General features: G+C 69.7%; 10 protein-coding genes. 2 read left to right on the top strand and 8 right to left on the bottom strand.

Annotated features, from left to right (window positions below; translation table 11 throughout):
* Window positions 1-289: 289 nt before the first annotated feature.
* Window positions 290-1,675, top strand: coding sequence for an FAD-binding oxidoreductase (locus ACTWQN_RS14705; protein ID WP_443204004.1), 1,386 nt, complete (start codon window positions 290-292; stop codon window positions 1,673-1,675).
* Between the two features lie 227 nt (window positions 1,676-1,902).
* Here the strand turns inward: ACTWQN_RS14705 and ACTWQN_RS14700 are convergent, their stop codons facing one another.
* From ACTWQN_RS14700 to ACTWQN_RS14675, 6 genes are all read right to left on the bottom strand, one after another.
* Window positions 1,903-2,073, bottom strand: a complete 171-nt coding sequence (locus ACTWQN_RS14700; RefSeq protein ID WP_443204003.1) for an Rv3202a family protein — start codon at window positions 2,071-2,073, stop codon at window positions 1,903-1,905.
* 68 nt (window positions 2,074-2,141) lie between these two features.
* Window positions 2,142-3,086 (bottom strand): ADP-ribosylglycohydrolase family protein, encoded by a 945-nt coding sequence (locus tag ACTWQN_RS14695; protein ID WP_443204002.1) that lies wholly within the window; start codon window positions 3,084-3,086, stop codon window positions 2,142-2,144.
* Between the two features lie 117 nt (window positions 3,087-3,203).
* Window positions 3,204-3,644: a thioesterase family protein gene (locus ACTWQN_RS14690; RefSeq protein WP_443204001.1), complete on the bottom strand. Its 441-nt coding sequence runs from the start codon at window positions 3,642-3,644 to the stop codon at window positions 3,204-3,206.
* Window positions 3,641-4,603 (bottom strand): 3-hydroxyacyl-CoA dehydrogenase NAD-binding domain-containing protein, encoded by a 963-nt coding sequence (locus ACTWQN_RS14685; protein WP_443204000.1) that lies wholly within the window; start codon window positions 4,601-4,603, stop codon window positions 3,641-3,643. Before ACTWQN_RS14685 ends, ACTWQN_RS14690 begins: the two co-directional genes overlap by 4 nt.
* 36 nt (window positions 4,604-4,639) lie before the next feature.
* Window positions 4,640-5,527 carry a beta-keto acid cleavage family enzyme gene (locus ACTWQN_RS14680; protein WP_443203999.1) on the bottom strand — a complete coding sequence of 296 codons (888 nt, stop codon included), beginning with the start codon at window positions 5,525-5,527 and terminating at the stop codon, window positions 4,640-4,642.
* A 76-nt stretch (window positions 5,528-5,603) separates the two neighbouring features.
* Complete coding sequence (locus ACTWQN_RS14675; RefSeq protein ID WP_443203998.1) at window positions 5,604-6,464, bottom strand: TetR/AcrR family transcriptional regulator; 861 nt, start codon at window positions 6,462-6,464, stop codon at window positions 5,604-5,606.
* Window positions 6,465-6,708: 244 nt separating this feature from the next.
* On the opposite strand from ACTWQN_RS14675, the gene ACTWQN_RS14670 reads away from it, so the two are divergent.
* The gene (locus ACTWQN_RS14670) at window positions 6,709-8,148 is read left to right on the top strand and encodes an MFS transporter (RefSeq protein WP_443203997.1); all 1,440 of its coding nucleotides are present in this window, start codon (window positions 6,709-6,711) and stop codon (window positions 8,146-8,148) included.
* Between the two features lie 284 nt (window positions 8,149-8,432).
* Here the strand turns inward: ACTWQN_RS14670 and ACTWQN_RS14665 are convergent, their stop codons facing one another.
* Complete coding sequence (locus tag ACTWQN_RS14665; RefSeq protein ID WP_443204059.1) at window positions 8,433-9,872, bottom strand: amino acid permease; 1,440 nt, start codon at window positions 9,870-9,872, stop codon at window positions 8,433-8,435.
* 373 nt (window positions 9,873-10,245) lie between these two features.
* On the bottom strand, window positions 10,246-12,363 hold the full coding sequence (locus ACTWQN_RS14660) for a catalase (RefSeq protein ID WP_443204058.1): 2,118 nt from the start codon (window positions 12,361-12,363) through the stop codon (window positions 10,246-10,248).
* Window positions 12,364-12,393: the final 30 nt, after the last annotated feature.

Below are 12,393 nucleotides of genomic sequence, written 5' to 3'. Positions count from 1 at the left end.
GTCGATCGTCATGCCGTAGCGGGAGCCGCGGAAGTTGTTGCCGATCATCCCGCCGAGGGGCTCGCGGTTGCTGGCGGAGGTGTCCGGTGCGCAGAACGGTCCGCGTTCTCCGGCGCCACGATGGTGGCCGTGTCAGCGCTTGTGGTTTGGCTCACCATGATCGTTCCAGGGTTCGCGCGACCGCTGCGGCGGCGTGGTCGTCGAGCCGGGGGGTTGGGAGATCGGAGGTGGCACGGGTTAGGTTCGCGAAGTAAGCCCGTGCCGCCGAGGTTGGAGAAGAGCGCAACCGATGACCGCCACTGACGTGCACCCGCTGCGGGAGCTGTTGCCCGAAGGCAGCGTGTTCGACGACGTCGACGTGCTGGAGGCCCACCGCCGCGACCGGGCCACCTTCTGCCCGGCGGGCAAGCCGTCGGTGCTGGTCCGCGCCCGCTCCACGGCGGACGTCGCGACGACCCTGAAGTGGGCGCACGAGAACCGGGTCCCGGTGGTGCCGCAGGGCGCCCGCTCCGGGCTGTCCGGGGCGGCCAACGCCATCGACGGCTGCATCCTGCTGTCGCTGGAGAAGATGAACCGCATCATCGACATCGACGTCGACGAGCAGATCGCGGTCGTGCAGCCGGGTGTGGTCAACGGCGTGCTCGCGGCGAAGGTCGGCGAACACGGGCTGTTCTACCCGCCGGACCCCGGCTCGCGCAGCATCTCGACGATCGGCGGCAACGTGGCCACCAACGCGGGCGGCATGTGCTGCGTGAAGTACGGGGTGACCGGCGACTTCGTGCGCGGCCTCGAAGTGGTGCTCGCCGACGGCCGGGTGATGCGCACCGGGCGGCGCACCGCCAAGGGCGTGGCCGGTTACGACCTGACCCGGTTGATCGTCGGCTCCGAAGGCACCCTCGGCGTGGTCACCGAGATCACCGTCGCGCTGCGACCGGCCGCGGCGCAGCCGCTGACCGCCGTCGCCTTCTTCCCGACCATCGCCGACGCGGCCCGCACCGTGGCCGGGTACCTGGGCGAGGGGTACCGGCCGTCGGTGCTGGAGTTCATGGACCAGCCCACCGTGAACGCGGTCCAGCACATCGCCGACCTCGGTTTCCCCGAAGGCATGGCGGGCATGCTGCTCGTGCAGTCCGACCGCGGCGACGCCGCGCCGGGCGACCTGGCGGCCTTCGAGCGGGTGGCCCGGTCGTTCGACGCCTCCGAGGTGGTCGTCGCCGATGACCCGGCGGAAGGCGAACTGCTGATGCAGGCCCGGCGGCTGGTCGGCGACGCGCACGAGCACCTCGGCCTGTCGTTGCTGATCGACGACGTGTGCGTGCCCCGGCGGCATCTGGTGGACCTGGTCGAGGGGCTGGCCGGGATCGCCGAGCAACACGGCGTGCAGGTGCTGTGCGCCGGGCACGCCGGAGACGGCAACATGCATCCGGTGGTGGCCTTCGACTCCAGCGACCCGGACGAGACGGCCCGCGCGCAGCAGGCATTCGACGCGATCATGGCGCTGGGCCTGGAACTGGGCGGCACCATCACCGGCGAACACGGCGTCGGCCACCTCAAGCGGCAGTGGCTGAGCAAGGAACTCGACGAAGCGGCCCTGTCGACCCAGCACGCGATCAAGAACGCCCTCGACCCCGAGGGCATCCTCAACCCGGGCCGCGTCCTCCCCGACGTGGTTTAGAGAGTGCGCTGAACTCGTTTTGCGTGGCGGTGCGGGTAGCGACCTGGCGATTTCGCGCGAAATCGCCACCCGTACCTCATGGGAAACGCCGATTTCGCGCGAAATCGGCCACCTCACCCGAGGCGCTCGGCCCGGCACAGCCACTTCAAAGACAGGCACTCAGCGGCTACCGCCGCTTGCCTGACGAGACTCTCGTGAGCTCTACCTCAACCTGCGCACGGTCTGGGTCAGTCGTGGTCGTAGGAGTCGTCCACCGGGACGGGGCGGTGTTGGTCGGCGAGGTCGGCCGGGTCGGCGTCGAGGGGCACCTCAACGGGCTCCGGCTCTTCCTCTTCGGGCACTTCCTCGGCTTGGCGGGCCTGCTCGGCGGCATCGGCTTCCGGCGTTTCGGGATCCATCGGTCCTCCAGTCGGTAGCTGGGCGGAGCAACCGCAACGGTAACGAGCCCGGCCTCGCGGCGCGCGGCTCACGGCGACAGGCGTGCCAGCCGGTCGCCCAGGTCGTGCAGCCGGGTGAGCCCTTCGACGCGGCGCAGCCACGACTGCGGCCAGTCGGCGGCACCGCGCAGCGCTCCGGTCAGCGCCGCCGCCATGCTGGCGATGGTGTCGGTGTCGCCACCGGCCCGGATGCACTGCCGCACGACGTCGACCGGGCGCTCGGCGTGCGCGAGGAACGCCCACAGCGCCAGCGGCACCGAATGCGTGGCCCGCACGTCGTTGCCGAGTGCTTCGGCGGCGCGGTGCGGATCCCGGTGGCCGAGTTGCGCGGCGACGGCCTGCAACCGCCGCACCCACTCCGGTTCGTGGATGACGCGGGCCAGCCGGGACAGGAACGATTCCGCGTCGAGCGGTCCGCAGGTGTGCAGCGCCAGGTAGACGCCGCACGCCTGCACGGCCGCGCCCTCCTGGCCGTCCGGGTGCGCGTGGGTCACCGACGCGGTGCGGCGCCCCAATTCCGCGGCGTGGTGGGCGCTTTGGGCGGCCAGCGCCACCGGCGCGCAGCGCATCGCGCCACCGTTGCCGAAGGAGCCCTGCCCGCGGAACACCGAGACGGCCGCATCCCGCCACGGCATCCCCGAGTCGAGCTGCTCGAACAGGCCAACGGCCGAGGAGGCGAACCCGCGCCACGGTTCGCGGTTCCACGCGCAGGTCAGCGCCGCGGCCAATTCGCCCTCGTCGAGCAGGTGCCCGCCGCAGCGCGCCCGCTCCAGCAGGTGTTCGGCGACGGCGATGGTCAGCACCGTGTCGTCGGTGTAGTGCAGCTGGTCCTTGGAGCGCTCGAATTCCCGCAAGGTCAGCTCGCTGACCGATGGTTCGCCTTCGAACACGGCACCCATCGCGTCGCCGAGCACGACTCCCGTGAACAACCCGCGAGCGCGATCATGCGCTGGCGGGGGACCGGTCGAGTTCACCTGCGACCTCCCGAGGACCCAGGCGGCTTGGTTCAACGGTACGCCAGCGGTGCGGGGATGGGGCATTCCAGGTGAACGGGATTCCCGCCCGGCACAACCGGTCGAGAACCCCGCTGCTCAACCGATGCGGCGGCCCGCGTACGGGGGCGGCGGCTCGACCAGCGCGGCGAGGCGGTCGGCGACCGCGTCCGGGAACGACGTGGTGCCGCCCTGCGCGCCGTCGACGTGCAACGCCATGATCTCCTCGGTCGCCACCAGCGCATCTGCCACGGTCATCTCGTGGCAGATGCGCACCTTCTTCGCGCCGGTGCCCACCACGCGACTGGTGACCACCAGCTCCGCCGCTGGCTTGACCTCCCGCAGGTACCGCACGTGGGCCTCCACCGTGTACAGCGAGCACCCGGTGTCGGTGCGGTAAGCCGCATCGAGGCCCACCTGGTCCATTACCGCGTCGGTGGCGAAACCGAACACCAGCACGTAGTAGGCCTCGCTGAGGTGACCGTTGTAGTCGATCCACTCTGGACGGACCTGTTGCCGGAACTCCCGCAGCCCGGTCATGATCGGCCGTTTCGCACGCCGTCGATCGCGCGCATCACCGCGATCAACGCGCGGTCGCGCTCGGCTACCAGCTCGGCGATGCCGCGGCCGTCCGCGGCCTGCTCGCAGCCCTCGACCATGGCGTCGCGCAGCTCGGCGGTGAGCTCCGGGGCCGCCAGTCGGGTCCACGGCGACTTCAGCGACGGGCCGAAGTGGTCCAGCATGTGCGCCATACCGCCCTCACCACCGGCCAGGTGGAAGGTCAGGCACGGCCCGAGCAGCGGCCAGCGCAGGCCCGGGCCGTCGGTGATCGACGCGTCGATCTGCGCGGGCGTGGCCTCGCCGTTGGCGACCATGTGCAGCGCTTCGCGCCAGATCGCCTCCTGCAGGCGGTTGGCGATGAAGCCCGGCACTTCGCGGTCCATGGTGATCACGGACTTGCCCGCGACCTCGAAGAACTCCGCGGCCCACTCGACGGCCCAGCGCTGGGTCCGCTGGCCGCCGACCACCTCGACCAGCGGGATGAGGTAGGGCGGGTTGAACGGATGCCCCACCACGAGCCGCTGCGGTGTCGGGCAGTCCACCTGCATCTCGGTCATGCCGTAGCCGGAGGTGGACGACGACACCACGACGCCCGCCGGGGTGGCGGCGTCGATGCGGGCCAGCAGATCTCGTTTGAGCGCCAGGTCTTCCGGCGCGCTCTCCTGCACGAACTCGGCGTCGGCGACCGCGTCTTCCAGCGTCGCGGCGATGACCAGGTTGTCGCGGGAGGCGCCGTCGGCCAACCCCAGTTCGGTGAGCGCGGGCCACGCCGCGTCGACCAACCGGGACAGCTTGGCCTGGAAATCCGGTGCCGGATCCCACGCGGTCACCTGGTAACCGCGGGCCAGGAAGTGCGCGACCCAACCGCCGCCGATGACACCGGCGCCGACGCAGGCCACCCGCCGGACGGCGGTGGGGGACAGGGCGTTCTCGCTCAACTCAAGGATTCCCTTCGGGGCAACGGTCGGGCGCGGTCAAGAACGGGCCTTGAGGCCGAGTTGTTCGCGGGCCTGGTCCGGGGTGGCGACCTTGCCGCCCATCGATTCCACGATCGTCACCGCGCGCTCGACCAGCTGGGCGTTGTTGGCCTTGACCCCCTTGCTCAGGTAGAGGTTGTCCTCCAGGCCGACGCGGACGTTGCCGCCCAACGCCGCGGTCAGGCCGACCCAGCGCAGCTGGTCGCGACCGATGGCGAAGCTGGCCCAGTTCGCGCCCTCGGGCAGCATGTTCACCATCGCCTGGAGCAGACCGGGGTCCGGCGGTGCGCCCCACGGGATACCGGTGCACAGCTGGAACAGCGGCGGGGCGTCGATCAGCCCTTCCTCGATCAGCTTCTTGGCGAACCACAGGTTGCCGGTGTCGAAGATCTCCAGCTCCGGCTTGACGCCCAGTTCCTGGATCCGCTTGGCCCCGGCGCGCATCATGTCCGGGGTGGAGATGTAGAGCTGGCTGCCCTCGCCGAAGTTCAGCGAACCGCAGTCCAGCGTGCAGATGTCCGGCAGCAGCTCCTCGACGTGCGGCAGCCGGTCCAGGCCGTTGACCAGGTCGGTGCCGTCCACCGGCTTGAGCGGGTCCTCCTGATCGATGACCAGGTCGCCACCCATCCCGGCGGTCAGGTTGATGACCACGTCGATGCCGGTCTCCTTGATCCGCCGCACCACCTCGCGGTACAGCGACACGTCCCGGGAGCCCTGCCCGGTCTCGACGTTGCGGACGTGGATGTGCACCACGGCCGCACCGGCTTCGGCGGCCTGCACCGCGGACTCGGCGATCTGCTTCGGGGTGACGGGGACGAACTCGCTCTTGCCGGTGGTGTCACCGGCACCGGTGAGCGCGGCGGTGATGATCACTTCGTTGTTCATCGGGCTTCTCCCTTCACGGGTACGGCGTTCTCGCCCGGTACGCGGTAGCGCGCCCAGGTGGTCGTGGTTGTCGGAGTCAGTGCCGGACGATCTCGCGCTCGACGAACTCGCGCAGCACCTGTCGCATCCGGGCCACCGACCGGCCGGGCCGCCCGGCGAGCACCTGGATGCCCAGCCCGTCGATCAGGGCGGTCAGCGCCATGGTGAGTTCTTCGGCGTCGGTGTCGGTGAACACGCCCTGCTGCTGGCCCTGCCGGATGGTTCGGGCGATCGTGTCGTGCCATCGCGTGTAGGAATCGCTGTGCAGGACCTGCAGGTCGGGGTTGAGCGCGCTCTCGTTCCACACCTGCAACCAGATCGACCACTCCAGGCGCAGCAGTCCCGGGGTGGGCAGTTGCAGTTCGACCAGCCGCAGCAGCCGCTGGTGGGCGTCGTCGATGCTGTGCAGTTCGGCGACCTGCCGGTCGAAGGCCAGTCGCACCGAGTAGCGCAGGGTCTCGGTGAGCAGGTCGTCGCGGCCCGGGAAGTAGTAGTGGATCGTCGCGGCGCTGGTGCCGCAGACCTCGGCGACGTCGGAGATCCGCACCGAGTGGTAGCCGCGCTCGGCGATCAGCTTCCACGCGGCGTCGAGGATCTGCTGGTAGCGGCCTGCTTCGCGGACATCGCCGGGGCCGCGCCCGGAGCGTGCGGTGCGCTGCGGTGCGGCGGCCACCGTTTCGACGTCGTCGCCGCCGTTGATCAGCCAGTTCACCGTGACGTTGGTGAGTTCGGCGATCCGGGTGAGCTCGACCGGCGTGAATCGCCGGGTGCCGGTCAGCGATTTGGACAGCTTGGTCGGATCCAGCCCGATCCGGTCGGCGAAGGCGCGCTGGCTGCCCGGGTACTTTCGCAACACGTCGCGCACCCGCTGACGCACCGCCGCCGTCGTGTCCTGCACGGGACGCAACGCTAACAGTCCATTGCGAGAATCGCAACGAACGCGGCGCGTTGCGATTTCGGCGAAGCGCTGCGGATCGGCGAAGTCTTGCGGAATTCACCTAGACGACAAGGTGAATGTGTCATCGGTTGGAGATCGGCACGAGGTCCGCCGGTGATTGATAAGTCAGTCGGTCGCAATACCGCTGGGCCGCTCGGCCGCACCGAGTGGTGCGAGCCCGCAACGTTCGTGTTGAGCTGAACCGGTGAATCAGGCCGAGTCGGCAGCGCGGACCGCGGGAGAGCAGGAGGGTGCCCGGCGCTGGCGGGTGCTGGCCGTCTGCCTGGTCGCCGGGTTCATGACGCTGCTCGACGTCAGCATCGTCAACGTCGCGCTGCCGTCGATCCAGCAGGGCCTCGACGCACCAGCGGCCGCGCTGTCGTGGGTGGTCTCCGGCTACGCGCTGACCTTCGGGCTGGTGCTGGTACCAGCCGGTCGGCTCGGCGACGATCGCGGCCGCAGCCGGATGTTCCTGGTGGCACTGCTGACCTTCACGCTGGCCAGCGCGCTGGCCGGATTCGCGATGAACCCGCTGTGGCTGGTCGTGGCCCGGCTGCTGCAGGGCGTCGCGGGCGGACTGCTCAACCCGCAGGTGCTGGGACTGCTGCAACAGCTCTTCCACGGCCGCGAACGCGGCAAGGCGTTCGGTCTCTTCGGGGCCGTGGTGGGCATTTCCACCGCGATCGGCCCGCTGCTCGGCGGCCTGATCATCCAACTCGCCGGGCAGGAGCACGGCTGGCGCTGGGTGTTCTTCGTGAACCTGCCCATCGGCGTCGCGGCGGTGCTGTACGGGCTGCGGGTGCTGCCCCGCGACGGCGCTCGCACGCGGTCCAGCAGCCTGGACCTCGTTGGTGTGCTGCTGCTCGGCGGTGGACTGCTTTGCCTGCTGCTCCCGCTGGTCGAGCAGGAAAGCGGCCACGGCACCCCGTGGTACCTGCTGATCATCGCGGTGGTGCTGCTGGCGCTGTTCGTGGCGTGGGAGTACTGGTACCGCGCGCGGGGTCACGCGCCCCTGGTGCACTTGGGACTGCTGAAGATCCGCAGCTACTCCTTCGGCGCGACCCTGGGGCTGCTGTACTTCGCCGGGTTCACCAGCATCTTCTTCGTGCTCGCCGTGTACTTCCAGCGCGGTCTGGGGTATTCGGCGTTGCAGGCGGGGCTGGCGTTGACGCCGTTCGCGGTCGGTTCGGCGGTGGCCTCGGGCCTGGGCGGGCGAATCGTGTACCGGATGGGCCGCAAGCTGGTGGTCATCGGATTGGCCGCGGCACTGCTCGGACTGCTGGCCACCGACCTGCTGCTGGCCATGCATCCGGGGCCGCAGGCGGGGTGGGTGACCGCGCTTCCGCTGTTGATCGCCGGGACCGGAAGCGGCCTGGTGATCTCGCCGAACCAGACGGTGACGCTCAGCGAGATCGACAGCGCGTACGGCGGCACCGCGGCCGGGGTCCAGCAGACGGGCCAGCGGATCGGTTCCGCGGTGGGCACGGCGGCGGCGTCCGGGCTGTTCTTCGGCACGTTGGCCACCGGAGGTTTCGACGCGGCGATCTCCAGCGGCCTGATCGTCTCGGTCGGCTTCGTCGCCGCCGCGCTGGTCGTGGCCGTTGCCGAACTCGTACTGGCCAACCGCACCACCGAAGACCTCTGATTCCTCCGGCCTGCCACGATGATGGCGTGCGGGGCTTCGGAGCCGCCGTTTGGATGGAGGACAAGGTTCAAACGCGGAACGAGACCGATCGGCTCAACGACCCCGTAACCCTCCACTATGGACAAGATGCCGAGCGCGCCCGCACGATCGGCCGCGAATACCTCACCACCCCCTGAACCGCGCGACCCGAACGAGGTGAGGGGCACCCGTGACCCAGTAACTGGGTCACGGGTGCCCCTCACTCGTCACCCGAAGAGGTGGGGGCGCCGTGTGATGAGTGGTTTTCAGTCGTGTGCGGTGTCGGTGGCCGGGTTGGCGAGTTTCGCGTGGCGGTGGCCGTAGAGGAAGTAGATCGCCAGGCCCACCAGCAGCCAGGCGCCGAACCGCAGCCAGGTGATGATGTCCAGGTTGGACATCAGGTACAGGCAGGCCAGCGCGGTGATGATCGGCAACCAGGGCGACAGCGGCATCTTGAACGGCCGCGCCAGATCCGGCTTGGTGCGGCGCAGCACCGGCACCGCGATGGCGACGATGACGAAACCGGACAGCGCCCCGATGCTGACCATGTCGGCCAGCTCGGAGATCGGGATGAACCCGGCGAGCAGCATGATCACCACCGCACCGCCGATGGTCATCCGGTGCGGCGTGCCCCACTTCGGGTGCACTTGGGAGAGCTTGGGCGGCAGCAGCCCGTCCCGGCTCATCGCGAACCCGATCCGGCCGATGGTGACCAGCTCGACCATCATCACCGAGGTCAGCCCGGTCACCGCGCCGAGCGCGATCAGCGCGGCCACCCACGGCTGCCCGACGGCCTGGAACGCCGCCGCGAGCGGGGCGCCCTCGTCGATCTGCCGGTAGTCGACCATCGCGCTGAGCACGATGGCGACCGCGACGTACAGCAGGGTGCACACGATCAGGCTGCCGAGCAGCCCGACCGGCAGGTCCCGCCTGGGGCGCTTGGTCTCCTCACCGAGGTTGGCCAGCGCCTCGAAGCCGGTGTAGGCGAAGAACACCACCGCCGCCGCGGTGAGCATGCCGCCGATGCCGTACACCGACTGCTCCATGCCCAGCACCGCCTGCACCAGCGGCTGCTCCAGCGGGTTCGCGGTGCCCGCGGCGGGCTGCGCGGGCGGGATGAACGGGTCGAGGTTGGCGCCGTTGACGAAGAACAGACCGGCGACGATCACCAGCACGCACACCGCGACCTTGACCACGACCAGCGCGTTGGTCACCCAGGACGACTCGCGGATACCAGCCACCGCGACGACGGTCAGCACCGCGATGATCAGGATCGCGCCGACGTTGACCGTCGCGTCCTCGCCGAACCAGGCCTCCGGCAGACCGAGCAGGTTCGCGACGTAGCCAGACCAGCTGCGCGAGACCACCGCGGCACCGAGCGCGAACTCCAGCAGCAGGTCCCAGCCGATGATCCAGGCGAACAGCTCGCCCAGCGTGGCGTACGCATAGGTGTAGGCGCTGCCCGCGGTCGGCACCGCCGAGGCGAGCTCGGCGTAGCACAGCGCGGCCAGCGCCGCGACGACGCCGCCGACGACGAACGACAGCACGACCGCGGGCCCGGCGTGCTCCTTGGCCTCGATACCGGCCAGGGTGAACACACCGGTGCCGATGATGATGCCGATGCCGAAGCCGACCAGGTCCCGCCCGGTGAGCCGACGGATCAGTCCGCTGCGCGCGCCGCGGGTCAGCACGTCCTCGACGGGCATCGTTCGCAATACACTCACGGCCTCGCACCGTAGAAGAAGGCCGCCCGCAGTCCCAACCGCACTCGCGGTACGTGATCCATTCGGTACGTTTCGTGACCCTGGGTGCCGGGCTGTTTTCACGCGGCGCAGCCGCCTGCGGTGCGGGACTCGGCTGGCGGGTTCTCAGTGCCCGTCTTTGCAGTGGCGGTGTCGCGCCTCCCGCCTCGGGTGAGGTGGGCGATTTCGCGCGAAATCGCCGTCTCCCACGCGGGGCGGGTGGCGATTTCGCGCGAAATCGCCAGGTCTGCCACCCGCGCCGCGAAGCAGGACGAGTTCGAAGACAGGCTCTCAGGAGCCGCCCGCTCCGGTACGGGAACCACTCCTGAACCAGTCCCTAGGCGGGCACGGCGGAGGTGTCGCGTTCCCACACGCGGTGCTTGCCGAGCGCGGCTGCGAACTCCTCGATGAACCCGTCCGGCAAGGCGCCGCCGGTGTGCGCGGCGGTGACCACGCCCAGTTCCGCCACCACACCGTTGACCCCGTCGGGCTGGCGCGCCTCGGCGACCCCGGCTCGCTGCAGCAGCTCCATCCCCTCGTCGCTGGCCGCCACCGGCTTCTGGTGCTTGTAGGCCTCCGCGACGAAGTGGATGGCGTAGCCGTCGGCCGACAACTCGCGTGCGCTGTCCGCCCCGCCCGGCACGATCACGCCGTCGTAGAGCACCGAGCCCATCGTGTTGATGGCGCGGTCGACCGAGACCTCGTGGCCGTCGGTGCCGCGGACCCGGCCGTCGTGCGGGCCGAGGATCTCCGCCAGCGCGCCGCGTTCGGACAGCTCGCGCTGGATCTGCGCGACCTCGGTGGCGTCGACGCCGTCGGCGACCAGCACCGCGACCCGGCGGGTGGCGATCGTGCCGGTGACCGAGTTGGCCAGGCTCAGCGCCGGGGAACTGCGGCCGTGGTTGGGGGTTGGGCTGCCGGTCGGCGGGCTCACCCCGACGCCTTCGGCGACCGCCGTCGCCAGCTCGCGGTCGATGTGGTCGAGCTGCTGCACCACGCTGTCGCGGACGTGCTGGTGGTCGACCTTGCCGAGCTCGAAGCGGAACGCCGCGACGATGTGCTCCTTCTCCCAGGGCGCCATGCTGTTCCAGAACAGCGTGGCCTGGCTGTAGAAGTCCTTGAAGCTCTCGCTGCGCTTGCGGATCGTGCGGCCCTCGACCTTCTCCTGGTAGTGCGAGAAGGCACCCTCGTCGACTCCGGCGAGCATCGGGCAGCCACCGGCCAGGGTGTTCTCGGAGTAGCTGGTGCGTCCTTTGTGGACGCACTGCTGCCCGTAGCCGTCCCGCTGGTTGGTGGCGACGTCGGCCACCGGTCGGTTGACCGGCAGCTGCGCGAAGTTCGGCCCGCCCAGCCGGATCAGCTGGGTGTCCAGGTAGGAGAAGTTGCGGGCCTGCAGCAGCGGGTCGTTGGTGAAGTCGATGCCGGGTACCACGTTGGCGGTGTGGAAGGCGATCTGCTCGGTCTCGGCGAAGAAGTTGTCCGGATTGCGGTCCAGCACCAGCTTCCCCACCGGACGCACCGGCACCAGCTCCTCCGGGATGATCTTGGTGGCGTCCAGCAGGTCGAAGTCGAAGTCGAACTCCTGGGACTCCTCGACCAGCTGCACCCCGAGCTCGTACTCCGGGTACTGCCCGGCCTCGATCGACTCCCACAGGTCGCGCCGGTTGTAGTCGGGATCCTTGCCCGCGATCTTCTGGCACTCGTCCCACACCAGCGAATGGCTGCCCAGCACCGGCTTCCAGTGGAACTTCACGAACGTCGCGCGGCCTTCGGCGTTGATCAGCCGGAAGGTGTGCACCCCGAAGCCCTGCATCATCCGGAAGCTGCGCGGCAGCGCGCGATCGGACATCAGCCACATCACCATGTGCAGGGTTTCCGGCTGCAGCGCTACGAAGTCCCAGAACGTGTCATGCGCCGAGGCGGCCTGCGGCATCTCGTTGTCCGGCTCGGGCTTCACCGCGTGCACGAAGTCGGGGAACTTGATGCCGTCCTGGATGAAGAACACCGGCATGTTGTTGCCGACGAGGTCGTAGTTGCCCTGCTTGGTGTAGAACTTGGTGGCGAATCCGCGCACGTCGCGGACCGTGTCGGCGGAACCCCGCGAACCCGCGACGGTGGAGAACCGCACGAAGACCGGGGTGCGCTCGCCCGGATCGGTCAGGAACCGCGCCACCGTGCGGTCGGCGAGCCAGCCGTCGTAGGGCTGGAAGTAGCCGTAGGCGCCCGCGCCGCGCGCGTGCACCACGCGCTCCGGGATCCGCTCGTGGTCGAAGTGGGTGATCTTCTCGCGGGCGTGGAAGTCCTCCAGCAGTGTCGGGCCGCGTTCACCTGCGGTCAGGGCATCGTCGGTGTGGTCGATGCGCACGCCCTGCTGAGTGGTCAGGTGGGTGTCGGTGAGGTCTTTGCGAACCTCGTCGAGTTGCCGTTGCTTTGCGTTGTGGTCGTCGGTGACCATCGCGAACCAGCTCCCCTCCGGTTTCGGCTT

This window comes from Saccharopolyspora antiqui (genome assembly GCF_052246905.1).
Lineage (GTDB): Bacteria > Actinomycetota > Actinomycetes > Mycobacteriales > Pseudonocardiaceae > Saccharopolyspora.
The sequence above is the reverse complement of the archived record's forward strand: the minus strand, read 5'-3'. Positions and strand labels throughout refer to the sequence as shown.

Excerpts from the sequence above, each read along its gene's own strand:
- ACTWQN_RS14705 (WP_443204004.1), top strand. The coding sequence starts at position 290 with ATGACCGCCACTGACGTGCACCCGCTGCGGGAGCTGTTGCCCGAAGGC.
- ACTWQN_RS14680 (WP_443203999.1), bottom strand. The coding sequence starts at position 5,527 with ATGAACAACGAAGTGATCATCACCGCCGCGCTCACCGGTGCCGGTGAC.
- ACTWQN_RS14665 (WP_443204059.1), bottom strand. The coding sequence starts at position 9,872 with ATGCCCGTCGAGGACGTGCTGACCCGCGGCGCGCGCAGCGGACTGATC.
- ACTWQN_RS14700 (WP_443204003.1), bottom strand. The coding sequence starts at position 2,073 with ATGGATCCCGAAACGCCGGAAGCCGATGCCGCCGAGCAGGCCCGCCAA.
- ACTWQN_RS14690 (WP_443204001.1), bottom strand. The coding sequence starts at position 3,644 with ATGACCGGGCTGCGGGAGTTCCGGCAACAGGTCCGTCCAGAGTGGATC.
- ACTWQN_RS14660 (WP_443204058.1), bottom strand. The coding sequence starts at position 12,363 with ATGGTCACCGACGACCACAACGCAAAGCAACGGCAACTCGACGAGGTT.